Source organism: Blautia sp. SF-50 (assembly GCF_900101315.1).
GTDB lineage: Bacteria > Bacillota > Clostridia > Lachnospirales > Lachnospiraceae > Blautia_A > Blautia_A fusiformis.
In genome coordinates, this window is record NZ_FMUW01000003.1 from 170168 (window position 1) to 196849 (window position 26682).

Below are 26682 nucleotides of genomic sequence, written 5' to 3' on the forward strand. Positions count from 1 at the left end.
GTGAGAGGTGTTATCATGAAAAAAGTTGTAAAATTCGGTGGAAGTTCTCTTGCAAATGCGGAGCAGTTCCAGAAAGTGGGCGATATCATCCGCAGTGATGAGAGCCGCCGTTATGTAGTTCCGTCAGCTCCGGGAAAGAGATTTGACGAGGATATCAAAGTGACGGATATGCTTTATGGATGTTATGACGCAGCATCCAAAGGGGAGGATATCACTGAGAAGATCAATGCGATCAAGGCGCGATATTATGAGATCATCAAGGGACTCGGACTGAGCCTTTCTCTTGAGGAGGAGTTCAAGAAGATCGATGAGGATTTCCGTGCACAGGCAGGAATCCAGTATGCGGCATCCAGAGGAGAGTTCCTCAATGGTAAGATCATGGCTGCATATCTTGGATATGATTTTGTGGATGCAGCTTCTGTGATCCGTTTTGATAAAGCTGGTAATCTGGAAGCGGAGGAGACCAATAAACTCCTTTCCAAAAAACTCAGCAAATCCCAGCATGCGGTTATTCCGGGATTTTACGGCGCATGTGCAGATGGCACAGTAAAGACATTTTCCAGAGGTGGTTCTGATGTGACAGGTTCCCTGGTTGCAAAGGCTATCCATGCAGATATTTATGAGAACTGGACGGACGTTTCGGGTTTTCTTGTAACAGATCCGCGTATCGTTCACAATCCGGAGCCTATCGAGGCAATCACATACAGAGAGCTTCGTGAGCTTTCCTACATGGGAGCTACTGTTCTTCATGAGGATGCCATTTTCCCGGTTCGTAAAGAGGGAATTCCAATCAATATCCGTAACACAAACAGCCCGGAGGATAAAGGTACTCTGATCGTAGAGAGCACCTGTAAGAAGCCGAAATTTACTATTACCGGTATCGCCGGAAAGAAAGGTTTCTGCTCTATTAATATCGAGAAATCCATGATGAACAGTGAGATCGGGTTCGGACGCAAGGTACTTCAGGTATTTGAAGATCAGGGGATCAGCTTTGAGCATGTACCATCCGGAATCGATACCATGACTGTATATGTTCATCAGGACGAATTTGAGGAGAAAGAGCAGCAGGTTATCGCAGGTATCCACCGTCTGGTGCAGCCTGATTTTGTGGAGATGGAATCTGACCTTGCACTGATCGCAGTTGTTGGTCGTGGAATGAAATCCCAGAGAGGCACTGCAGGAAGGATCTTCTCTGCTCTTGCCCATGCAAATGTAAACGTAAAAATGATCGACCAGGGTTCCAGTGAGCTGAATATCATCATCGGTGTAGAGAATCGTGATTTCGAAAAAGCAGTCAGAGCAATCTACGATATTTTTGTTCTGACACGGATATAAACAAAATCCGGAAACGGATTTTGTTTATGAGGAAGTAGCGAAGCGGATTCCGAATATCCGATTGATATAAATCCGGAAACGGATTTTGTTTATGAGAAAGTAGCGAAGCGGATTTCGAATATCCGATTGATATAAATCCGGAAACGGATTTTGTTTATGAGGAAGTAGCGAAGCGGATTCCGAATATCCGATTTATTTAAAACCGCCGCAGTACGTGTAACATACCGTCCTGCGGCGGATTTTTTTGGAAAAAATCCAAGATTTATCTAAAAATAATACAATCAAATTCAACAGGATTTCCAAAGGAAAGACAAAGATATTGTACATTGTGTCGAAAAAAGTTTGATATGAAATAAACAGTATTGACAAAAACTTAACTTTTGTGTAAAACTGAAATATGAAAAAATCAGAAAGGCAGGCGGTCAGCTATGGAGAAACAGATCAAACTGGATGAAAAAAGTGCACAGGAGTTTGTCAATGCAGCCAGCAGATGTAATTTTGATATTGATGTATTTTATAACCGTATTATCATTGATGCAAAGTCGATCCTCGGACTTTTGAGTCTGGATCTGACAAAGACTCTGACAGTAAAGTGTTACGGAGAGGATGAGGATTTTAATCGTGTTCTTTCCAAGTATGCAGTAGGTTGAGAAATATGAATAAAGAAAAACGGTGATAAAAGGGCGCAGTTCATGAGAAGAAAAGCAGAACATGCGTCCTTTTTATTATGGGAAGCTTTCGAATCATATTTTATGGTATAATCCTGGTATAGCATGGAAAAAGAATAGCTGCCGGACTGGAATTCCGGTAGCTGCCGGGAGTGAAAATATGGAAAAACCAAGAGTGCGGATTTCTGTCAGAAATCTTGTGGAATTTATACTGAGGAGCGGAGATCTGGATAACAGCAGTGGGACATCCGGAGATAAGGAAGCCATGTTAAAAGGCGGAAGGCTTCACCGCAAGATACAGCGGAGTATGAAGGGCGATTATCAGGCAGAGGTTTCTCTGAAAAAAGAAAGTGAATACGACGATGTGGTCATTCAGGTCGAGGGCCGTGCAGATGGGATCTTTACAGAGGACGGAGCCGTTTATATTGATGAGATCAAGGGGACTTACGGAAATGTCCAGGCAATGGACATGCCAATACCTGTCCACCGTGCCCAGGCCATGTGTTACGGAATGATCTGGGGAGAAAAAGAAGGGATTTCTGAAATCCACATTCAGATGACCTACGCTCATCTTGAGACGGAAGAAACCAGGAGATTTCGTGAGGATTTTTCCATAGAGGAGCTTAAAGGCTGGTATCAGAAACTTCTGGATGCCTATCACAAATGGATCGCATATTCTCTTAACTGGAAAAAAGAGAGAAATGCATCCATGAAGGATCTGCAGTTTCCGTTTCCATACAGAGAAGGGCAGCGGGATATCGTTAGTGGTGTGTACCATACGGTTTCCAGCGGGAAGACCTTATTTGTTCAGGCGCCTACCGGTGTGGGAAAAACCATGTCTGCCATTTTTCCGTCCGTGCGCGCCATCGGTGAGGGAAAAGGTGAAACACTTTTTTATCTTACCGCAAAAACCATCACAGGAACTGTGGCGCAGGAGGCATTTCACATCCTGCGGGAAAAAGGTCTGAAATTCAAGGTAACGGCGATCACGGCAAAGGAAAAGCTGTGTTTTCAGGATACTCCGGAATGTACACCGGAGAAATGTCCTTATGCAAAGGGGCATTTTGACCGGGTAAATGATGCGGTTTATGAGCTCTGGACCACTGAAGAGGTATATTCCAGAGAAGTGATCCGTGCTCATGCAGAAAAATGGCAGGTGTGCCCTTTTGAAATGTGTCTGGATCTTTCAATCTGGGTAGACGGGATCATCTGTGATTATAATTACGTGTTTGATCCCAATGTTCATCTGAAACGTTTTTTCGGGGAAAATATTTCCGGGGATCATATTTTTCTGATCGATGAGGCACATAATCTGGTAGAACGTGGCAGAGAGATGTACAGTGCCGGTATTTCCCGTCAGAGTCTGGTAGCACTTCGAAAGAAGATAAGAAAGAGGTTTTCAAAACTGGCCAGAACACTGGATAAAGCAAATCGCCAGATGATGGAACTGGAAGAGAATCTTGCGGAAACAAGAAAAGGGTATCAGGTGCTTCCCAATCCCGGAGTACTGCCGATCACATTTCTTACGATATCAGGTGAACTGGAAGAAATACTGGAGGAAAAAGAACTGGAAGAAGAACTACGCAGGAAAATACTGGAATTTTATTTTATAGTGCGTGATTTTTTAAATGTTTCAGAGCTGGTAGATGAAAATTATGTAGTATATACCGAAAACAGCGCAGAAGAAGGATTTCGTCTGAGGCTGTTCTGTGTGAACCCGGCAGAAAATCTGGGAGAATACCTGAAAAAAGGGAAAAGTGCTATTTTCTTTTCAGCTACAATGTTTCCCATGCTCTATTACCGGGAGCTTTTGACAACAGACCGTGATGCCTATGGGATTTATGTGCAGTCTCCTTTCCCAAAAGAAAACCGCAGGATTCTTATCGGCAGCGACGTAAGCAGCCGGTATACCCGGAGAAATCGTGCAGAATATCGGAAGATCGCCGGATATATTGCCAGATGTGTCTGGCAGAGGCAGGGAAATTATATGGTGTTTTTTCCGTCGTATCGTCTTATGGAAGACGTACTGCAAGTTTATGAGGAAGAATTTTCCGTAGACTGGGTGCGCTGCGTGTGTCAGACGCCGGATATGACAGAACAGGAACGGGAAGGATTTTTGGAGGAATTTCAGGAACGGGAAGGTACCCTGGTAGGGTTCTGTGTCCTTGGAGGAATTTTTTCTGAGGGTGTTGATCTGACAGGGGAAAGTCTGATCGGGGCAGTGATCGTAGGAACCGGACTTCCCCAGATCGGCAGTCAGCGTGAGATCTTGAAAGAGTATTACGATAAAAAGAATCACTGTGGTTTTGATTATGCATATCGCTACCCGGGTATGAACAAGGTGCTTCAGGCCGCCGGGCGCGTGATCCGCACAAAAGAGGACAAAGGCGTGATATTGCTTCTGGATGACCGCTTCTGGGATCGGGATTACCAGGAAATCTTTCCCAGGGAATGGCAGGACCGTACAGGCTGCAGGCTGGATACGGTAGAAGGTGCAGTGGAGACGTTCTGGAAGAGGTTTACTTGACAGAACGGAGAAATCCGATATACTTATAGAGTCTTTATCTGGAAAATCACTGGAGGAATGTGTGGATGCCGGATCAGGACAAGAAACTGTAAAATAGGATCATAAGAAAAGTGAAAGAAGTATATGAGACGAAAAAAAATATATAAAGCATTGGCATTTTGTCTGAGCACAGTGATGCTCGCACAGCCGGTTTTTGCGACAACAGTGCAGCAGACGGCACAGGGAAGCCTTGGTTCTGTTACGGAGGAGTCCCAGATACTTCCAATTCCCGGTGAAAGCGGGAAATATATTCTGAAAAGCAATGGCTTTTACTGCCTGAATGAAGATGGAACCAAAGAAAATACTCCGGCAGTGTATTATTTTGATCATTTTGAGATCGACGGAACGGTTTTTGATGGATATTATTATCACGACGAAAGCGGTAAATTTACAGCGGGAAACTCGCATATGGTCCAGATCACCGATCTGAAGGCTCCGGCAAAAGACGGTAGCGGTGAGGAAGTTTCTTTTGACGGCTGTTATATGGTAAACAATCTGGGAAAACTCAGCGCTTCTCCACAGGTACGTTATATGGATGAGCTGGTGGTGGACAAAACAACATACAACGGGCTGTATTATTTTGATGAATATGGAAAAATGGTTACAGATCCAGGTATCCATTATCTGGAAATGAATGCTGCAGGACAGATGTTTGACGGATATTATTATTTTGGCGGAGAAAACGGCGTTCTGCTCCAGGAAGAGGGAGAGACTCCGGAGGGATTTTCCGTGGATAAATCCGGAAAAGTCGAGACGAAAGATCTGGGAATGGATGGCCTTGAGAAACGGCTTGCGGATCTTCTTGGAACCTATGAGGGTACATGGAGCGTTTATGTAAAGGATCTAACCAGTGATCAGGAGTTTGAACAGAACAGTCAGTCACTGTACTCAGCCAGTCTGATCAAAGTGTTTGTCATGGCCCAGACCTATGCCAACATGGATGCAGTCCTTCAGAACGAAGCGGCAAAAATGAAAAAAGATGTTACAGATCCGTCCGTATCCACAAAGGTCAATGACCTTCTCTGGAATATGATCACAGTCAGTGACAATGAATCCTTTAATGAGCTGGTACGTCTGCAGACAGCATCGGGTGTTTTTAAGGACGGAGCACAGGCTGTAAATGGATTTCTTGCGGAACAGAAATTTGCAGATACTTCCGTACAGCACATCTTAAGCCCGTCCTCTTCAAAGGACGTCGGCCTCGGTGGCAGGAACACCACTTCCGTAAAAGACTGCGCAGAGCTTCTTTCCCGGATCTATAAAGGAGAATGTGTATCGAAAGAAGCTTCGGAGGCTATGCTGAACCTGCTTCTGAACCAGCAGGTTACTACTAAGATCCCCAGCGGGATATCTGTGTCCGTGGAAATTGCAAATAAGACTGGAGAAACGGATACGGACCAGCATGATATCGCCATTGTATATGGAGAAAAGACTACATATATCCTCTGTGTGATGTCAGAAGACTGTAAACCTGGGGACGCAGTTTCGCATATCCGGGATATTTCCGGTATTGTTTATAATTATCTGAATATGGACCTTGACCAGGGGTGATCTGTGAGTTAGAATAAAAAACAGCTGAGCAAGATCCTGATGGATATTTCCGCCAGAGAAGTATCCGAAATGTTCATGAAAGGGGAATTCTATTATGAAGACAGTACATACAGACAAAGCACCTGCAGCAATCGGACCATACTCCCAGGCTATCATCCATGGAGATACACTTTACACATCCGGTCAGATCCCGGTGGATCCGGCAACTGGAGAGGTAGTTGGCACAACCATCGAGGAGCAGGCTGACCGTGTTATGAAGAATCTCGGAGCAGTTCTGGAAGCTGCCGGTTCCAGCTATGAGAATGCAGTCAAGACAGTATGCTTCCTTGCAGATATGAACGATTTTGCGGCATTTAATGAAGTATATGCCAAATATTTCGTAAATAAACCTGCACGTTCCTGTGTTGCAGTCAAGACACTGCCAAAGAACGTTCTCTGTGAGGTAGAAGTGATCGCAGCGATCGGATGATCTGATAAAAAATCCCTGTTGTCTGATTTCAGTCAGACAGCGGGGATTTCTTTTTGTGGGGATAAAGTATTTTTCTCTGTTTTGGAGCAATCTCTTTTTTTGTGTTTTCAAGCGTTAAAACGGTAATGTTTTTTCTTGTGTAAAGTAGAGCGCTGTAGTATAATAAAACCAGTTTTTTAGGATACGTATAAAAGCTTAATAAGGATGATCGGCAAACCAGATGAAAGTCTGGGACGCAAAGCTATAGGGCCTGTAAAATGGTAGCCAGTTGCATGAAATGAGGTGCACTGTCTGTGAGACGGTGTTTTTTTTATCGTTAGCTTTACGGTTGTCGTAGCTGTCTGCGTTATGCTGGTGATTTCTCTTGTTATGCGTAGAAATCAGCAGGAAGCGATCCGTGTGGAGCGGGAAAATAATGCGAGGCTGGAAACCGTAAATACAGATATGAAAAAAACAAAAAGGATAGTTAGGGATAGATGGAAAATGAAAGGAAAAAGAGTGATTGCAGGCATTCTGCTTGCGGGCATCTTAGCAGTCACCCTGTCAGGGTGTAAAAACACAGATAACACGAAAGAAGAACCAGAAAAGCCTGTTATTACACTCGGCAGCGATAATTATCCACCATACAATTATCTGAATGAGGATGGTGTACCGACGGGTATAGATGTAGAACTGGCTACAGAAGCTTTCGAGAGAATGGGATATCAGGTGAAGGTTGTCCAGATCAACTGGGAGAAGAAAAAAGAACTGGTAGAGAGTGGAGAGATTGATTGTATCATGGGATGTTTTTCCATGGAAGGGCGCCTTGACGATTACCGATGGGCAGGACCATACATAGCAAGCCGTCAGGTGGTCGCTGTAAATGAGAACAGTGATATCTATAAACTGAGTGATCTGGAGGGAAAGAATCTGGCTGTTCAGTCCACAACCAAACCGGAAAGCATCTTTCTGAACCGGACAGATGAAAGAATCCCCAAATTGGGAAATCTGATCAGTCTTGGACATCGGGAACTGATCTATACGTTTCTTGGGAAAGGATATGTAGATGCAGTTGCCGCACACGAGGAATCTATCGTTCAGTATATGAAGGATTATGATACAAGCTTCCGTATCCTGGAAGAGCCTCTTATGATCACCGGAATAGGTGTCGCTTTTGCAAAAGATGATGACAGGAGAATCTGTGAGCAGATGGATCAGACACTGGCGGAGATGCGTCAGGATGGCACATCCCTGAAAATTATTGAAAAATATCTGGATGATCCCCAGAAGTATCTGGAGGTGGATGATCTTGGATATTAAGAGAAAGACAAAAGGAAAACGAATCCAGCTGCTGGGAGGTCTGCTCGGAATCTGTGTGGCTGTAGTCTCTCTGTTTTATTTCTTTTACGCAGAAAAAGCGGAAGCAGAGAAAAGACTGGTGGAGATCGTAAACTATGTGAAAGTGCAGTGCTCAACCTACACCCATTATAATGAATCTTCGGAATCCAAAAGTCTTTTACGTGCCATTGAAAGTGCCAGACAGATGAGCACAAATATTAGCATGGAAACAGAAAACGGCGATCAGCTAAGCAGGGAGTTCCTGAAAGAAAACCTGCAGACTCTCTGGGTGGATGGCATCATAGTGCTGGATAAAGAAGGAAAGATGGACTGTGAATACAGTATGGATGAGTCTCTGACTAATGAGATCACGGAGTATCTGCAAAAAGAAATTATCATGGATTTTGCCGGATATGAAGAAAGATCTTATTCAGAACGGTTTGCCAGGAAAGATGGATCCTATATTGACATTGCAGCCTGTGCCAGAAAAGATGTGCCAGGTATCGTTGCAATCTATTACTACACATCTCCTGAATTTACCAGAAATTATACCCTGACGATACAAGAGCTTTTAAATGGTTATAGTGTCCAGAAAGATGGAACGATCATTGTTGCAGACGATGGGATCGTTGTTGCCAGTAATGATGAGAGGCTGTTAGGGCAGAATACAGCCGACAACGAAGTTGTTCAGGCAATGAAAAAGCATACAGACAGTCAGCACATTTATCATTTGAAGAATGAAGGAACCAGATGCTACGGAATCATGCTGAAACAGCGGGATTATTATATTTATGCGTATCTTCCGGATACGGAAGTGTTTCATAATCTTCTATTAAATGTAGCAGGTGTTATTTTCCTTTATCTTCTGATATTCAGTATATTCTGGTTCTGGGCATATAGAACCAATCTGACACATCGGAAACAGGAACAGAAAAAAGACGAAAAATATAAGGCAGAACTTCTGATAGCTGCAAAAAAGGCAGAGGCTGCCAATGAGGCAAAAACAGAGTTTCTCCAACGGATGAGCCATGATATCCGGACTCCGATCAATGGAATCTGCGGCTTGGTCGATATGGCAGACCATTATGTAGATGATATGGAGAAACAGACGGAATACAGGACAAAGATTAAAGAGGCATCCAATCTGTTGCTGGAACTGGTAAATGATGTTCTGGATATGAGTAAGCTGGAGTCCGGTGAGATCGTTCTGGAGGAGATCCCATTTAATCTGAGAAGTATTTCCAGGGAAGTATTTGTTGTGATCGAGCAGGTGGCAGCAGAACAGAATATCCGGATTGTGTGGGAGAAAAAAGAAATCATACACCGTGATCTTATTGGAAGTCCGGGGTATGTGAAACGTGTGATGATGAATATCCTGTCCAATGCAGTGAAATATAACAGAGAAAACGGACATATTTATCTTAGCTGCATGGAAATCCCATCCGAACAGCCAGGAATGACGACAATGGAATTTATCTGCCGGGATGCAGGAATCGGAATGACTGAGGAGTTCCAGAAACATATTTTTGAACCATTTGCACAGGAACATACAGGAAGCCGTACAAAATTTCCAGGAACAGGCCTGGGAATGGCGATCGCAAAGAATCTGGTCGAGAAAATGGGTGGAACCATTACCCTCGAAAGTGAATACGGTGTAGGGACTACATTTGTGATCCGGGTTCCATTTAAGATAGATCTGGATGCGGATAAACGTGAAGAACAGAAGGATATATCAGAAAAATCTATAAAGGGACTGCATATTCTTCTGGCAGAAGATAATGAACTGAATATGGAAATCGCTGAATTTTTGCTTCAGAATGAAGGGGCTGACGTGACAAAAGCATGGAATGGTCAGGAAGCGGTTGAGCTGTTCAGAAAAAGTGGACCTGGTGGATTTGATGTCATTCTTATGGATATTATGATGCCGGTCATGAATGGTTATGAAGCTACAAAGATGATCCGATCTCTGGACAGAGAGGATGCAAAAGAAATACCGATCATTGCAATGACAGCAAATGCGTTCACGGAGGACAGAATAAGAGCAAAAGAAGCAGGGATGGATGAACATATTGCTAAGCCTGTTGATGTGGGGTTACTGATAAAAGTAATTCATAAATTGGTGAAATATAATGGATATGGCAGTGACAAATAAGCAGTGAAATATAGATAGGAGGACAAAATCATGACAATACAGGAATGCTATGAAGCGATCGGAGGAAACTATAAAGATGTCTTGGGACGCCTTCAAAGCGAAGCACTGATTCGGAGATTTACATTAAAGTTCCTTGAAGACCAGAGTTATCTACAGTTAAAACAGGCATTGGAAAATAAAAATTATGAAGATGCTTTCCGCAGTGCACACACACTGAAAGGGGTTTGTCAGAATCTTTCTTTTGACCGTCTGTATGAGGTTAGTAATGAGTTAACAGAACTTTTGAGAGATAGAACCGGAGCGCAGCCTGGGATATCGAAGGCAATGGAAAAAGTAACAGAAGTATATGAGAGGATGATTGAAGAAATAAAGAAGGGACTGTCGAATTAAGTGATGCGACACGACGTTCTGTCTTTGACCAGGTGCTTGGAACATCATCAACCCATTGGATAAAGGAAATAAAAAATATGGATAAAAGACAAAAGATCCTGATTGTAGACGATTCAGAATTTAACAGAGATATGTTAAAGGAGATTCTCGGAGAAACTTATAATTACCTGGAAGCGGAAAATGGAAATCAGGCAATTCAGATGATAGGAGAAAATATAGGAATTGATCTGATGCTTTTAGATATCAATATGCCACAGATGAATGGTTTTGAAGTTTTGGAAATAATGAAAAGAAGCCAGTGTATAGAAGAAACTCCGGTGATCATGATATCTTCAGAAGATGCCGTTGATACTATGCGTAAGGCATATGAGCTGGGAATCACGGATTATATCACACGACCGTTTGATTCTGTGATTGTAAAGAAAAGAGTTCAGAATACCCTGGGACTCTATATGAAGCAAAAGCATCTGATTAATGTGGTTTATGATCAGGTTTACGAAAAAGAAGAAAATAATAATATTATGATCCGGATCCTGAGTAATGTACTGGGATCACGTAACAGTGAGAGTAGAGAACATATCCTGCATATTAAAACAGCAACAGAACTGATGCTGAGACAACTGGTAAAAATAACAGATGCTTATCCTATGACAGAGGCAGATATTTCTTTGATCACAACAGCATCTTCTCTTCATGATATCGGTAAGATCCGTATTCCGGAAGAAATCCTGAACAAACCTGGCAGACTTACCGATGAAGAATTCAGAATTATGAAAACTCATAGTGAACTTGGTGCAGATATGATCCAGGATATGCATTTCCCAAAAGACAATTCATTGGTACGTGCTTCATGGGAAATCTGCAGATGGCATCATGAAAGATGGGATGGAAAAGGTTATCCGGATGGACTGAAAGGAGAAGAAATACCAATCTCCGCACAGGTGGTGTCGATCGTTGATGTTTATGACGCACTTACAAGTGAAAGATGTTATAAGAAAGCATTTGATCATGACACAGCGATCCAGATGATCCTGGATGGGCAATGCGGACAATTTAACCCCATCCTCCTTAAGTGCCTGAAAGAGCTGCGTCTTCAGCTTTCGAAAATGCTTGATAAAGAGAAGGATGACAATAGCTATTACCATGAAGTGCAGAGACTTTCAAATGAAATACTCAGCGACAGATCTTTACCGAATCCAAATTATTCACAGAGTATTCTTAGGGTCATGAAGGAAAAGGTTGATTTCTTCAAAGCGAACAGCGGCATGGGTTCAATTGATTACAATACAAGTTCCGGTCAGCTGACTATATTAAACGGAAAACAGCAGATATTATATCAGAGAAATAATCCGGATTTTGATCTGTTCAAAGAATTCGGAGTAAATGAAGAAGATGTTCATCATATTCAGGTTTTATTACATCAGACATCTGTACAAAATAAAGAAATCTCTGTGCAGATAAAAGCAAGGGTGGAAAATGACCGCCAGATGTACAAACTGAAATTGCATACATTGTGGTCGCCTTTAAAGAAGGATGTATACATTGGGATCGTTGGATATTTTGATATTGTAAAATAGAAAAATGCAAAGGAAGCTCAGAAGGAGGATCCTAATGAAAAAGAAAATCCTAATGAAAAAGAAAATCCGGCACTGGCTGGAATTACTATTCTTGCTATGACTGCCAATGCCTTTGATGAGGATAGAAAGAAAGCACTGAAATGTGGTATGGATGGGTTCTTGTCCAAACCAATTGTCATAGAGGAATTGATCAGCATCCTGCAGAAGAACCTGGATTAGGTGTCCGGAGTATTAGAAAAACCGCACAAATAAAGGAAATAAAAATATGGATAAAAGTAGGAAAAAATCAACCGTACTATGTGCAGGTATATTTGTGTTTCTGGGAATATGGATGGTATTGACAGTACCTTGCCGGGCTGCTGAGACGAACAACGATGAAAAGCAGTCACAGATCATCCGTGTCGGCTCATTTGAGGATACTTTTAATTATGTCGATAAAAACGGTGTAAGACGAGGATATGGATACGAACTTATGCAGGCTTTGGCAGGTTATACCGGATGGAAATTTGAGTATGTGAAATGTGACTGGTCTGACTGTTTTGATAAACTTGAAAATGGTGAGATCGATATCATGGGTGATATCTCTTACACCGATGAACGTGCACAAAAGATGCTTTTCCCGGATGAACCGATGGGGGAGGAAAAATATATCCTTTATGCTGATTTATCGGATACGGATATTGGAATGTCTGATTTCAAGTCTCTGGATGGGAAACGTGTAGGTGTGCTCATGGATACAGAACCTGAGATCATGCTGACAGAATGGGAAAATAAGAATGGCATACATACAGAACATGTAAATGTGAATAATGATGATGATGTCGAAAAGAAATTAGCAAATCATGAGATCGACTGTTTTGTATCTCTGGAGGAATCGATCTGGTCTGAACAGGGAATATCATCCGTTACCACGATTGGCAAATCAGGCATATATTTTGCAATAAATAAAGAACGCAGCGATATCAAGACGGAGCTGGACTATGCTATGCGTCAACTGGAACAGGATAGTCCCTTTTTTAAGGCAGATCTGTATAAGAAGTATTTTACACTTGATTATATTCAGATTCTTACAGGTAAAGAAAAGGTCTGGGTGGAAGAGCATGGAGGTATCCAGATAGGATTTTTGAACAATGATCCGGCAATCTTTTCCATGGATGAAGAGACTGGAAAAATTACCGGTATGCTGGCGGAATATATCTCCTATGCCAAAGATTGTCTGGGAAATCAGACACTGGAATTTAATATACATGCATATGATGATTATGATGAAATGATTCAGGCGCTGCAGAATCGTGAGATTGACATGATTTTTTATGCCGGCAGGAATCCATATTTTGCAGAACAAAACGGATATGCACTTACAAACACAGCCTGGACTTACAGTTTGATGGCGGTAACTGATGAGGAAAAATTTGATGAGAATAAGGTGCATACTGTAGCTGTGCCAAAGGAAAAATATGCCTTAAAACAGCATATTGCATTCAGTTATCCTGAATGGAAGCTTGTAGATTGTGATTCGCTTGACAATGCAGCAGATATGGTCATCCAAGAAAAAGCAGACTGTTTCCTCATGGGAGCAAGCCAGGCGCTGATATATGATAACAGTCAAAATTTCAAGAGTGTTCCACTTACAAAAACAATGGAGGCATGCTTTACTGTAAGAGAGGGAGAGGGAAGCCTTTTATCAATACTGAATAAAACTATAAAGGCCATGCCGTCTGACATGCTTACAAGTGCACTTGCTATCTATGACAGTACTGCAGATAAAGTAACATTTTCTGATTTCATAAAAGACAATCTGCTTGTTTTTTTGGCTACGGTAGGATTTTTGGCACTCAGCATCATTGGTATTATCCTCGTACTTTTGCGGAAGGCAAGGAAAGCGGAAGCTGTCGCAAAGCTTGCGGCAAAGGATACAAAAAAACTCAATGACAAACTGGAAATCGCTTTGAAAAAAGCAGAGGATGCCAGTCTGGCAAAGACTCGTTTTCTTAACAATATGTCACATGACATCCGTACTCCTATGAATGCAATTCTGGGTTATGCACAGCTTATGGAGGAAGAACTAAAAGAAAAGGATCTGCCTGAAACTTCAGATCATCTGGAAAAATTGCAGCAGTCTGGAAATCTTCTTCTGTCAATCATAAATAATGTACTTGATATGGCTCGGATTGAGAGCGGAAAGATGGAAATTGATGAGAACTATGGCCGGATTGAAGATATCCGGCAGACTTTATTTGAAATATTTGGTGATGAAGCAAAGAAAAAGAATATTGCACTTCATTACACAATAAATGTAGAGCATGAACATATACTGACAGATACTACCAAGGTAAAAGAAATATTTGTCAATATCCTGAGCAATGCCATAAAATATACCCCATCCGGTGGTTCTGTTATGATAAACATAGACGAATTAGTATGTGATGAGCCCGGGTACATGATGGTAAGGACCAGGGTGAGCGATACCGGAATCGGTATGAGCCAGGATTATCTGACAAAGATTTTCGATGCATTCACGCGTGAGCGAAACACTACAAAGAGCAAAATCACAGGAAGCGGATTGGGAATGTCAATCGTAAAGAGATATGTTGATCTGCTCGGCGGAACAATAGATGTAGAGAGTGAGCCTGGAAAGGGCAGCACCTTTACTGTAACATTAAAACACAGGATAGCGGATGAAAGCTATTATGTAAAAAAACACGATGAAGGCTCTGGAACAGCCAGTAAAATCCTTGAAGGCAGGAATATCCTTTTGGCAGAGGACAATGATCTGAATGCAGAGATTGCAGAAGCAATACTTGAGCGTGCCGGCCTTAAAACAGAACGTGTGGAGGATGGCATTCAGTGTGTAAATAAGATAACAAAAATGCCGGTGGGAACATATGATATGATCCTCATGGATATCCAGATGCCCCGAATGGACGGTTATAAAGCAACACAGGCAATTAGGCACTTGCCGGATAAGGATAAGGCATGCATACCGATCGTTGCAATGACGGCAAATGCATTTGAAGAAGATAAGCGGGATGCTGTTGCAGCCGGAATGAATGGTCATATTGCAAAGCCGATCCAGATTGATAAACTGCTGTCGATGTTAGCGGAAGTTTTAAGGCAGTAAGAAAACTAATAATTTCGTGTTATACTGAATGGAGTGGTCATTCTTTCTGTATTGAAAAAACAGGAAAACTTACAGACTGGGAAGGACAACAGCATGAACGCAAACAGACTGCGTTTATGAGCAAGTAGCGAAAGCGGATTGCGAATGTCCGCTTTACTGGATGATAAAGAGGAAATGAATGAACAGAAAGATAGAAAAACAGATAAGAAAAAAGAGTAAGAATAATAGAGTATGTTTGAGCATTTTTGCATTTGTCATGCTGCTTTTTGTACCGTTTTTTGTTTATGCGTCGGAAACAAAAAGTGATGGGAATACAACTCAGGTAATAGAGGAAGAAAATAAAACCGTGAGAGTTGGCTATTTCCCATATGCCAATTTTCAGGAAGGCGGCTATGGGGAACACAAGCAGGGAGCAGGCTATGAGTATCTCCAGAAGATTTCGTATATAACCGGCTGGAAGTATGAATATGTCTATGGCTCATTTAAAGAGTGTCTGGATATGTTGGCAGATGGAGAAATAGATATACTTGGAAATGTCAGTTACACACCGGAAAGAGCAGAATCTATAGATTACTCAACCTATGCCGCAGGAACAGAAAGATATTGGATCTATACCCGGGAAGATCATACAGATCTTATGGATGGTGATCCAAAGCAGATGAATGGCTGTCGTATTGGTGTAGCAGATGGAAGCTATCAGAAAGAACTTCTGGAAAAATGGCTGGACAGCAATCAGATCCAGGCAGAGGTGGTTGTTTGTAAAGGCTATGATGAAATGATAGAAAAACTGGATGCAGATGAACTGGATGCACTTGTGATCCCAGTGCTGTCTGTCAACAGCGATTTTATTGCCATTGCCAATATCGGTGCAAGTGACTGTTATTTCGGTGTATCAAAATCCAGACCAGATCTGTTAAAGGAATTAAATTCTGCCATGGAAGAAATCAACAATACAGAAACGGACTACAGCAGCAAGCTGTATGCCCGTTATGAAGGAAAAGCGGTCATAAACTATGCACTTAACAAGGAAGAAAAACAATGGCTGGATGCACATGAAAATACGATCCGCGTGGGATATCTAAAGGATAATCTTCCTTTTTGTGGTGAAGAAAATGGGAAACTCACAGGAATTCTTGGAACTGTTCTGGATACTGTTCAGGAAAAATATAAAATTACGATCAAGGCAGTTCCATGTTCCACGGGAGTAGAGATGAATGAGGCATTGCAATCTGGCAAAATAGATATTGCCGGTCCTATCATTCAGGATTTTTATACACAGGAACAGTTTCAAGTGGTTTTGACGGATGCAATCTTTGATATTACGCCGGTTGTTATTTACAAGGGAAAAGAATATAGCAGCAGTCTCTCTACGATCGCAGTGACAGAGACCTCACTGTATTCTGGATTGATGGTGTCCCTTCTTTTTCCGGATGCAGAAATCAAACAATATGATACACAGGAAGAATGCCTGGAGGCTGTAGCAAATGGAAAAGTGGGAGCAACTGTCGTTCCATCCTCAAAGATCAATATTCTTAATGAAAGTCCACTGACCCAAAGTCTGTCATTTGCAGAGATGGCAAAACGGCAGGAATTAGGAATGTTCACGACGAGAGAAAACAGAAGAGCAGCTACCATTATCAATAAAGCAATTGAGCAGTCATCCAATGTTTTAAATGGTGTTGTCCTTGCACAGAATTCTGTTTCAGAAAAGGAAATGACCTTGAAGGATATCCTTGCTGAGCATGCAGGCTTAGTTATCGGAGTTTCGTTTGTGATTATTTTTGTACTGCTTCTTCTGGTTTATTCTCTTTCCGTGAGTAGAAAAAAACAGATGGAAGCCCTGAAAGAAGCACAGAATGCAAATGCGGCGAATATTGCAAAAACGACATTCCTGAACCATATGTCCCATGATCTCAGGACACCAATGAATGCAATTGTTGGATTTACAGATATTGCCATGAAGAGGAAACCGGACAAAGAGGTGGAGAATTGTCTGAAAAAGATCAGGCAGAGTTCAGAATATCTGATGACACTGATCAACGATGTGTTGGATATCAGCCGCATTGAAAGTGGTAAACTGGAATATAAACCGGTACCGACAGATCTCAGGGATATGATAAATACTGTTTTGTCGATCGCAAAGGGATATATGGAAAATCGTGATCTTAATTTGTATGTTTCAAGAGAAAAACTAAAAACTCCTTATGTGATGGCAGATGAACTCAGAATCAGGGAAGTATTGCTCAACATTATCAGTAATGCAGTCAAATTTACAAAAGACGGAGGCACCATTTCATTCGCTGCAGAAAACGCTCCGGGTAATGATGAGAATCATATAATTGTACGCTATCGTATATCAGATACCGGAATTGGTATGAGTGAGGAGTTCCAGACCAGAATATTTGATGAGTTCAGTCAGGAAAATGGTGGGGCAAGAACCAGCTATAAGGGAGCCGGACTGGGAATGGCCATTGCCAAACAGTATGTAGATCTTATGGGTGGAAAAATTGAGGTCAGCAGCAGAAAGGGTATTGGCTCAACATTTACGGTAGAAATTCCCCTGCTTATAGCAGAACAGATACTGACTGAAAAGGAAGAAAAGTTAAGGAAAGATATGGATTTACATGGTCTGCATGTCCTTTTGGCAGAGGACAATGATTTAAATGCAGAGATAGCAGCAGCTTTGCTGGAAGAACAAGGGATGATCGTAACCAGGACTGCCGATGGAAAATCTGCCCTGGCACAGTTTTGCAATACAGCTCCGGGGACCTTTGATCTGATTTTGATGGATATCATGATGCCGGAAATGAATGGCTATGAAACGACAAAAGCTATCAGAAATCTGTCGGAGCGTCCGGACGGAAAGGAGATCCCTATTATTGCAATGACAGCAAATGCATTTGCAGAGGATGTACAGGCTGCTTTGAATGCCGGAATGGATGATCATGTGGCGAAGCCGGTTGATATGAGGATTTTAATATCTGTCATCACAAAATATATAGAACGGTAATGTCAATGCTGCGTGGACTTCGGAAATGGGAGAACAGTTCGATATATATATCGGCTGTTCTTTTTTTTATTTTTGGACGTTAAAACGGTAATGTTTTTCTTGTATATAGTAGAGCACTATAGTATAATAAAACCAGTTTTTTTGTATACGTGTAAAAGCTATAATAAGGAAATCGGCAAACCAGATGAAAGTCTGGGACGCAAAGCTATAGGGCCTGTAAAATGGCAGCCAGTTGCATAAAATGAGGTGCACTGTCTGGTTGGCAGTGCTTTTTTTGAGGAATGATTTATCAACAGGAGATGATCTTCCCGATATTTGTACACAGACAGTTTATGATCCAAACATCAATGACATGAGTGGATTGATAAGCTGCTGTTGATGTTAGCGGAAGTTATAAAGCAGCAAGAAAACTGCTGCAACTGTCATTCCATCTTCAAAGATTAATATTCTTAATGAAAGTTCGCTGACCAAAAGTCTGTCATTTGATTTCCGGTAGGAAAGTAAATGAATATTATTTAAGGTTTGGGATAAATTGTGAAATGCAGACAAACAAGAAAAGTAAAAATATAATAGGTATTATACAGAGTTTCCTTATATTGATATTAGTAGTTCTTATTATTTTTATGATGATTCAGATTAATAGGCTGCAGGGGACAGCACGCGTAATAAATTATGCAGGTCTGGTACGTGGAGCTACACAGCGTGAAGTAAAATTAGAAATTACAGGAAACCAAAATGAAGAATTAATTAAATATTTGGATGATATTCTTCTTGGATTGAGATATCAGGATGGACATTATGATCTGGTAAAACTCAATGACGAAGAATACCAGGAAAAATTGCAAATCCAGAGTGATTACTGGGATAAATTGAAAACAGAAATTGAAGCAGCAAGAAACAAGGGATACGAAAATACAGACATTGTTAATATGAGTGAAATATATTTTTCGATGGCAGATGAAACTGTCTCTTCCGCAGAAAGCTATTCAGAAAAGATCGCTGTAAAGATTCGTACTATAGAGCTTTTGTCGGCACTTGATATGTTGAGTCTGGTGATATTGGTTATTATGCAGACTCTAAGGGCAATGCAGATGGCAATGCAAAACAGACTGCTGGAACAGAAAGCATTCATAGATGCCCATACTGGGCTGCCAAATAAAAATGCCTGTAATGAGCTTCTTAATAAAAAAGATATAATTACAGATCCTACAGCTTGCATAATGTTTGACTTAAATAATTTAAAAACTGTAAATGATACAATGGGACATTCCGCAGGAGATCAGTTAATAATAAATTTCGCAAAACTTTTGCGCAGTGTTATTCCAGAAAAGGATTTTGTTGGAAGATATGGCGGAGATGAGTTTATAGCAGTCATTTATCATACAAGCGAGGCGAAAATTAAGGAAATATTAAAATCCTTGAACAGAGAAAAAGACAGATTAAATAGTTATGAAAATCAAATACCAATCGACTATGCATGCGGATGGGCATTATCCTCCGATGATATGTCGTGCACAATGCAGATGTTATTGGATGCTGCAGATGCTTATATGTATAAAAATAAACAGATATGCAAGAAATATAATTAGCTTTCAGCTCAGAGTAGATAAAAGATAATAGACGCGATCAGACGAAATATTGTTTTGCGTAGAAACACTGGAAATCCTTGAAAACAAAGGATTTTTGGTATAAGATGAAACAAGTCAAAGCACGTCATTGCGTAATAAAAAAGAAAGCAATGTATTTATACTGTGAAGTCTGGAAAGTGTTGATTTTAAAGCATTTCTGGATGTGTGGGATGCTTTGAAAATATGATTTTGTGACAATTTTGTGACAAACGGCGGAAAAATCACGGATTTACAAAGACGAAGCATATTGATTTCACGATCGGCATATGCTATAATGCCAGTAGGCAAAAAAGATATGATGATGTTCCATGTGAACAAAGAACGAACCCCCGTATGTACCACCAATACATGCGAGGGTTCTTCTCTTTTTATTTCAGTGGTTGAGCATCCACTAGGCTATTCGTTGTCCTTGTTATGACTGTCTAACCATTTGCAAATGAGATGGCAAGTCACACCTGCCGCAACAGCCACCAAAAAAGATATGACTATTTCCATGTGTTCACCTCCCCCCGTTGCCGGGTCTCGGTTGGACAACGCAGTCAGTATAACACAACTTAGAACAGAATGGAACATATAAAAATACCCGGTGCAAATTAATGTACCGGGTGTTTCTTTGGCCTTTTTGTCAATTCTTGATGTTTTTGTTTTAACCATTCTTCATACTGCTTTTGAGTTTGAATAGAAGAGTTATAGTCATTAGGGCAAGGAGAAACTTTCTTTCCCTTAATCAAATCTCTGTAATAGTAGGATTCTTTTTGCGTTTCCGGTCGTTATATTGCTTTTGAGCTTTTTTGTCAGCAGAACATTTAGGGCAAAAATTTACACGTTTACAGAATGAAATGAAAAAGCTTGAAAATGTAATGTAATAATCAGAGCCATTCCCTTTATTGGGCGTGGCTTTTTATTATGACAATTTTTGTGACAAACAAAAGAAAATAGACGCAACCAGACGAAACATTGTTTGGCGTAGAAACACCGGAAATCCTTGAAAATAAAGGATTTTTGCTATATGATGAAACAAGTTGAACTCTATCATTGCGTAATAAAAAAAAATCCTGTATAATACCAAACTGTAATATTGTATCATTCAGCGGACAGAGAAATACGCTGTGAATCATTAAAAGAAGTCAGGAGGACATAAGTACATGCGAGTCGATGCGGACGATTTTGCCCGACCTTGCAGCTGCGGGAGGGAGCACCACATAGACGTTAGAGAAATTGTAATTGAATCAGGAGCTATCGGGAAACTGGAAAAGGAAATGTCAGACGGTGATCTGAAAGAATGTATTTCCCCGCTTCTGATCTGTGACACGAACAGTTACAAAGCTACAGAGGAACTGATGGAGGATATCTACGACCGGTGTCAGGTACTGATCCTGGATGCTGAAGGTCTTGAGGCAGATGAGCGTGCCGTGGAGATCGTGGAGAATTATATGGAAGAGGACATCGATCTTGTTCTTGCAGTTGGAGCGGGGACGATCCATGATCTCAGCCGTTTTGTCGCCCATCAGTACCGGATCCCTTTTGTCTCTGTGCCCACCGCAGCCAGTTCAGACGGATTTACTTCCACAGTAGCAGACATGACCTGGAATGGTGTAAAAAAAGTATTTCAGGCATCTGCGCCACTTTTTGTTTTTGCGGATACGGATATTTTTGCCAAGGCGCCTGCAAGGCTTACAGCAGCCGGGGTGTCGGATATTCTGGGAAAATACATTGCGCTGGCAGACTGGAAGATAGCAAGTATTCTTATGGATGAATACTATTGTACAGCGGTGGCAGACCTGGAAACAAAAGCGATCCGGACTGTTAAGGATAATCTGAAAGAAATTGCAGCAGGAGAGAAAGATGCATGTGAGAAGCTGATGTATGCGCTGATCCTTTCCGGACTGGCCATGCAGATGACAGGAAACTCCAGACCGGCATCCGGGGCGGAGCACCATATGGTCCACCTCTGGGATATGGAAGTGGTCAATGGTCACCTGGATGCTCTTCACGGGGAGAAGGTTTCTGCAGCAACCATGCTGGTCCTTCTGGAATATAAAAAGCTTGCAGATGCTATCCGAAGAGGAGCCTGCAGAGTGCATGCCTTTACAGACGGAGACAGAGAACTCCTGCAGGAGACCTTCGGCAGAAAAGGGATTCTTGGAGCACTTGAAAAAGAAAACACTCCGGAACTTCTGGACGATGTAAGCACAGAAACACTTTCCGGTGCACTTCCGGAAATCCTTAAGATCATAGATCTTCTTCCTGCAGTTACAGATATGCAGGAGATGATGAGTATCGTCGGCTGCGTGAGCAGAGTCCGGGATATCGGACTGCCGGGAAAAGCGATCGAGGAGAGTCTCAGACTTGCACCGTATACAAGAAGAAGGCTGAGCCTTCTGAGACTTCGGAAGATGCTCACATACTGAGCAGGAACAGCTCATAAAAGGTTCTTTTGACTTGACATAAATTTCAGGAAAGGCAGTGATGAACGGTTTGATGAGAGTAGGAATGGGATATGATGTACATAAACTGACTGAGGGCAGGAAACTGATCCTTGGTGGTGTTGATATTCCCTGGGAAAAAGGTCTTTTGGGCCATTCGGATGCGGATGTTCTGATCCATGCGATCATGGATGCACTTCTGGGAGCTGCGGCTCTTGGAGATATCGGAAAGCATTTTCCGGATACAGACCCTGCATATAAGGGAATCTCCAGTGTGAAACTTCTGGTGCATGTTGCCGGATTACTGAAGGAGAATGACTATGCGATCGGAAATATCGATGCCACCATCATCGCTCAGAAACCGAAGATGGCACCACATATTCCGACGATGAGAGAAAATATCGCAGAAGCACTTGGGATTAAAATATCACAGCTGAATATCAAGGCGACAACAGAGGAAGGCCTTGGATTTACAGGACAGGGAGAGGGAATCTCCTCACAGGCGATCTGCTCCCTGTACAGAATCGGGAAATTGGAGGAAGAGTAACATGAAGATTTTTAACACACTGACACGCAGAAAAGAGGAATTTGTACCTCTGGAAGAAGGAAAAGTAAAAATGTATGTCTGCGGACCTACGGTATACAATCTGATCCATATCGGAAATGCCCGCCCTATGATCATTTTTGATACGGTGCGCAGATATATGGAATATAAAGGATATGAAGTAAATTATGTATCCAACTTTACCGATGTAGATGATAAGATCATCAAGAAGGCCATTGAAGAGGGCGTTTCCGCAGAGGAAATCTCTACCCGTTATATCAAAGAGTGCAAGAAAGATATGGCAGATATGAATGTAAAACCTGCTACAACTGCACCCCAGGCTACACAGGAGATCCAGGGCATGATCGACATGATCCAGACTCTTATTGATAAAGGATATGCATATCCGGCAGCTGACGGGACCGTTTATTTCCGTGTAAAGAAATTTAAAGAGTATGGCAAGCTTTCTCATAAGAATCTGGATGATCTCCAGTCAGGATTCCGTTCTCTTAAGGTATCCGGTGAGGATCAGAAGGAAGATCCGTTAGACTTCGTGCTTTGGAAACCAAAGAAAGAGGGCGAGCCGTCCTGGCCGTCACCGTGGTGCGACGGACGTCCTGGCTGGCATATTGAGTGTTCTGTTATGTCCAAGAAATATCTCGGAGAAGAGATTGATATCCATGCAGGCGGTGAGGATCTGATCTTCCCGCATCATGAGAATGAGATTGCACAGAGTGAGTGCTGCAATGGTAAGATTTTTGCAAGATACTGGATGCATAATGGTTTCCTGAACATCGACAACCGCAAGATGTCCAAATCTCTCGGAAATTTCCGTACCGTTCGTCAAATCGGTGAACAGTATGATCTTCAGGTTCTCCGTTTCTTTATGCTGAACGCACATTACAGAAGTCCGCTGAACTTCAGCGCAGATCTGATGGAGGCAGCAAAGAACTCTCTGGAGCGTATCCTTGAGGCGGCAGGCAAGCTCAGCGACCGTAAAGACAATGGGGCGGCAGAGAATATTACAGAGGAAGAGCTTGCGCTTCTCAAAGAGGCAGAAGGTTTTGTTACCAAATTTGAAGCTGCCATGGATGATGATTTTAATACTGCAGATGCACTTGCGGCAATTTTTGAGCTTGTAAAATTTGCCAACACAAACGTAGACGAGAACAGCTCAAGGGAGTTTGCCGGTGGTCTTTATGAGGAACTTTTTAAGCTCAGTGATGTGCTGGGACTGAAAATCGAGAAAAAAGAAGAGATTCTTGACAAAGAGATCGAGGATCTGATCCAGGAACGCCAGGCTGCAAGAAAGGCAAAGGATTTCAAGAGAGCAGATGAGATCCGAGATGAGCTCCTGAAAAAAGGTATCATCCTTAAAGATACAAGAGAAGGTGTGAAATGGCAGAGAGCTTAAAGAAACTGAAAGAGCTGTTTGATCTGAAAGACGCAGACCTTCGGACTTATTCGCCGCTGACGCTGGCCTATATCGGGGATGGTGTTTATGAGCTGGTGATCCGTACTATTCTTGTGAAAAAAGCGAATTGTCCGGTAAATCGTCTCCACAAAAAAGCCAGCAGCCTTGTAAAAGCATCTGCGCAGTCGGGTATGATGGAGATCCTCGAACCACTTTTGACAGAAGAAGAAAAAAGTGTATATCGAAGAGGAAGGAATGCGCATTCCGCTACCATGGCCAAACATGCCACCATGGCGGATTACCGGCGTGCCACAGGGTTTGAGGCGCTGATGGGATATCTTTACCTGAAAGAGGATTTTTCAAGGATACTGGAGCTGGTCCATGCAGGACTTGAGAAGGAGGAAATTTAAATTGACTGAAATGATAGAAGGAAGAAATGCGGTCCTTGAGGCATTTCGTTCCGGTAAATGTGTTGATAAACTGTTTATTCTGGATGGCTGTCAGGACGGACCGGTCCGCACCATCGCAAGAGAAGCCAGAAAACATGATACCATTGTAAAATTTGTTCCAAAGGAACGATTGGATTCCATGAGCGAGACAGGTGCACATCAGGGTGTGATCGCACAGGTTGCGGCTTATGATTATTCTACAGTGGAAGATATCCTGAAAAAAGCAGAAGATAAAGGAGAGCCTCCGTTTATCATTCTTCTTGATAATATTGAGGATCCTCATAATCTGGGAGCTATCATCCGTACCGCAAATCTCGCAGGTGCTCATGGTGTGATCATTCCCAAACACAGAGCAGTAGGACTGACTGCTACGGTTGCCAAGACCTCGGCAGGCGCACTGAATTATACACCGGTTGCCAAGGTTGCTAATCTGGGACAGACTATTGATGAACTGAAAGAAAAAGGCATCTGGTTCGTATGTGCAGATATGGACGGAGAGGTGATGTACCGTCAGAATCTGACAGGACCTATTGGCCTTGTGATCGGAAATGAGGGAAATGGTGTAAGCCGCCTTGTAAAAGAGAAATGTGATTTTACTACCGCGATCCCGATGAAGGGGGATATCGATTCCCTTAACGCTTCTGTAGCAGCAGGGGTGCTTGCTTTTGAGATCGTGAGACAGAGACTGTCAAAATAAATACATCAAATACAGCCATAGCTGTTCGGAGAAAAAATGTGCCGATATAATGAGATGACGGATGAAGCTCTTATCGAAAGACTTCGTGCAGGGGAATCTGCAATTGCAGATTATCTGATGGAAAAGTATAAAGGTCTGGTCAGAAAAAAAGCCCGTGCCATGTTTCTGATAGGTGGGGACACAGATGATCTGATACAGGAGGGGATGATCGGACTGTTTAAGGCAGTCCGTGATTACCAGCCAGACAGGGAGTCGTCTTTTCAGTCTTTTGCAAATATATGTATTGACAGACAGATATATACTGCAATTAAAAGTTCAAACCGCCAGAAACATCAGCCACTGAACACTTATGTGTCTTTAAGCGACGGAGAGGCGGAGGAAAACTTCAGAGATTCCTGTGTGGAGCATGATAATCCGGAATCGATCCTGATCGACCGGGAAAATGTGGCGGCTCTCGAAAATGAAATGAAAAAGAGCCTGAGCCCTCTGGAAAACAGGGTACTGCAGTTGTATCTGGATGGAAATGGATATATGGATATTGCCCGGATTCTTGGAAAAACACCGAAATCCATTGATAATGCACTGCAGAGGATCCGTGGGAAAATTAAAAGCTATTTTTGAGAAGAGTAAATACCTCTTTCCTTTTGAATATAAAAGTATTAAAATAATATTCATAAGGAGCAGAATAAGAAAGGAGACCAAATTATGGCAAAGATCAATAAATATTGGGGACTTGTTGCAGTAGGAGCGCTTACCGCCGCAGCAGCAGGAGCTATCGCAGCACTTGTATCCAGACGATCCGTATGCGAAGAAGACTTTGAGGATGATTTCGAAGATCTTGATGATTTCAAGGATGACGAGAAGAAGGAAGAAAAAGAAGAGAAAGAAGTCTTCCAGGACTGGGACAAGACTGCATCTGAGACTGTAGAAGTTTCCAAAGAGGCAGAGGATGCTGAAGAGGCACCAACAGAAGCAGAAGAGGAAACACCTGCAGATGATGAATCGGAGGCCGAAGCGGAAGAAGAGACAGAAGCAGAAGAGACAAAGACAGAAGAGTAAAAAGAGAATCCTGCGTGCTGTGTCTGCGAGCGACAGCACACAGGATTTTTTGTGCTATAATCATGAAAATATGAATTTTTAAAAAAATAAAAATAATGTATTGACAATATGACAATCATCTGATAATATAAACAACTGTGAGCGGCACAAACGTCGCGAAACAAGCTGCTGTGGCTCAGTCGGTAGAGCGTCGCCTTGGTAAGGCGGAGGTCACGGGTTCGATTCCCGTCAGCAGCTTTTTTTGTGTCTAAAAACAGACAATTTTTTGTTTAGATACAGGTTTTGCGGGTTTCAAAAACTCCGGATTTA

At 42.1% G+C, this 26682-nt stretch carries 19 protein-coding genes, 1 tRNA gene, 1 pseudogene and 2 riboswitches; all 21 genes and pseudogenes read left to right on the forward strand.

The genetic code is table 11. The features are described 5' to 3' along the window. Positions 1-15 precede the first annotated feature (15 nt). The 21 genes and pseudogenes from BLP57_RS03155 to BLP57_RS03260 all read left to right on the forward strand — a co-directional run bounded on the left by BLP57_RS03155 (position 16) and on the right by BLP57_RS03260 (position 26610). Positions 16-1335 carry an aspartate kinase gene (locus tag BLP57_RS03155; RefSeq protein ID WP_015525836.1) on the forward strand — a complete coding sequence of 440 codons (1320 nt, stop codon included), beginning with the start codon at positions 16-18 and terminating at the stop codon, positions 1333-1335. A 428-nt stretch (positions 1336-1763) separates the two neighbouring features. After that, positions 1764-1985, forward strand: a complete 222-nt coding sequence (locus tag BLP57_RS03160; protein WP_092069405.1) for an HPr family phosphocarrier protein — start codon at positions 1764-1766, stop codon at positions 1983-1985. A 178-nt stretch (positions 1986-2163) separates the two neighbouring features. Next, a complete protein-coding gene (locus BLP57_RS03165) occupies positions 2164-4530 on the forward strand; it encodes an ATP-dependent DNA helicase (protein WP_092069478.1) in 2367 nt (788 codons plus the stop codon). A 150-nt stretch (positions 4531-4680) separates the two neighbouring features. Beyond that, positions 4681-6120 (forward strand): serine hydrolase, encoded by a 1440-nt coding sequence (locus BLP57_RS03170; RefSeq protein WP_242872545.1) that lies wholly within the window; start codon positions 4681-4683, stop codon positions 6118-6120. A gap of 94 nt (positions 6121-6214) precedes the next feature. Next, complete coding sequence (locus BLP57_RS03175; RefSeq protein WP_180214147.1) at positions 6215-6589, forward strand: RidA family protein; 375 nt, start codon at positions 6215-6217, stop codon at positions 6587-6589. 200 nt (positions 6590-6789) lie between these two features. Beyond that, a riboswitch (cyclic di-GMP riboswitch) is annotated at positions 6790-6865 on the forward strand. A gap of 207 nt (positions 6866-7072) precedes the next feature. Beyond that, a complete protein-coding gene (locus tag BLP57_RS03180) occupies positions 7073-7888 on the forward strand; it encodes a substrate-binding periplasmic protein (RefSeq protein ID WP_092069484.1) in 816 nt (271 codons plus the stop codon). Then, positions 7872-10058, forward strand: coding sequence for an ATP-binding response regulator (locus BLP57_RS03185; RefSeq protein WP_092069410.1), 2187 nt, complete (start codon positions 7872-7874; stop codon positions 10056-10058). Before BLP57_RS03180 ends, BLP57_RS03185 begins: the two co-directional genes overlap by 17 nt. A 30-nt stretch (positions 10059-10088) precedes the next feature. Then, positions 10089-10448 (forward strand): Hpt domain-containing protein, encoded by a 360-nt coding sequence (locus tag BLP57_RS03190; RefSeq protein ID WP_092069413.1) that lies wholly within the window; start codon positions 10089-10091, stop codon positions 10446-10448. Between the two features lie 77 nt (positions 10449-10525). Further along, on the forward strand, positions 10526-12025 hold the full coding sequence (locus BLP57_RS03195; RefSeq protein ID WP_092069416.1) for a response regulator: 1500 nt from the start codon (positions 10526-10528) through the stop codon (positions 12023-12025). A 60-nt stretch (positions 12026-12085) separates the two neighbouring features. Continuing rightward, positions 12086-12244 (forward strand): annotated as a pseudogene (locus BLP57_RS17965) (response regulator); the annotation flags it as partial. 46 nt (positions 12245-12290) lie between these two features. Beyond that, positions 12291-15146, forward strand: coding sequence for a transporter substrate-binding domain-containing protein (locus BLP57_RS03205; RefSeq protein WP_092069419.1), 2856 nt, complete (start codon positions 12291-12293; stop codon positions 15144-15146). Between the two features lie 178 nt (positions 15147-15324). Then, a complete protein-coding gene (locus BLP57_RS03210; RefSeq protein WP_092069423.1) occupies positions 15325-18156 on the forward strand; it encodes a response regulator in 2832 nt (943 codons plus the stop codon). Between the two features lie 164 nt (positions 18157-18320). Then, a riboswitch (cyclic di-GMP riboswitch) is annotated at positions 18321-18396 on the forward strand. Positions 18397-18695: 299 nt separating this feature from the next. Then, complete coding sequence (locus BLP57_RS03215) at positions 18696-19745, forward strand: GGDEF domain-containing protein (protein ID WP_092069426.1); 1050 nt, start codon at positions 18696-18698, stop codon at positions 19743-19745. Between the two features lie 1184 nt (positions 19746-20929). Beyond that, positions 20930-22195 (forward strand): sn-glycerol-1-phosphate dehydrogenase, encoded by a 1266-nt coding sequence (locus BLP57_RS03225; protein WP_021650982.1) that lies wholly within the window; start codon positions 20930-20932, stop codon positions 22193-22195. A 70-nt stretch (positions 22196-22265) separates the two neighbouring features. Then, the gene (gene ispF / locus BLP57_RS03230; protein ID WP_044961210.1) at positions 22266-22757 is read left to right on the forward strand and encodes a 2-C-methyl-D-erythritol 2,4-cyclodiphosphate synthase; all 492 of its coding nucleotides are present in this window, start codon (positions 22266-22268) and stop codon (positions 22755-22757) included. A gap of 1 nt (position 22758) precedes the next feature. Beyond that, a complete protein-coding gene (gene cysS, locus BLP57_RS03235; protein WP_021650981.1) occupies positions 22759-24168 on the forward strand; it encodes a cysteine--tRNA ligase in 1410 nt (469 codons plus the stop codon). Continuing rightward, positions 24153-24578 carry a Mini-ribonuclease 3 gene (locus BLP57_RS03240; protein ID WP_021650980.1) on the forward strand — a complete coding sequence of 142 codons (426 nt, stop codon included), beginning with the start codon at positions 24153-24155 and terminating at the stop codon, positions 24576-24578. The genes cysS and BLP57_RS03240 overlap by 16 nt, the downstream gene beginning before the upstream one ends. 10 nt (positions 24579-24588) lie before the next feature. After that, positions 24589-25314, forward strand: coding sequence for a 23S rRNA (guanosine(2251)-2'-O)-methyltransferase RlmB (gene rlmB / locus BLP57_RS03245; protein WP_227573913.1), 726 nt, complete (start codon positions 24589-24591; stop codon positions 25312-25314). 36 nt (positions 25315-25350) lie between these two features. Then, on the forward strand, positions 25351-25935 hold the full coding sequence (gene sigH, locus BLP57_RS03250) for an RNA polymerase sporulation sigma factor SigH (protein WP_022426224.1): 585 nt from the start codon (positions 25351-25353) through the stop codon (positions 25933-25935). A gap of 84 nt (positions 25936-26019) precedes the next feature. Beyond that, the gene (locus BLP57_RS03255) at positions 26020-26373 is read left to right on the forward strand and encodes a hypothetical protein (RefSeq protein WP_059085171.1); all 354 of its coding nucleotides are present in this window, start codon (positions 26020-26022) and stop codon (positions 26371-26373) included. Between the two features lie 164 nt (positions 26374-26537). Continuing rightward, positions 26538-26610, forward strand: a tRNA-Thr gene (locus BLP57_RS03260). Positions 26611-26682 lie beyond the last annotated feature (72 nt).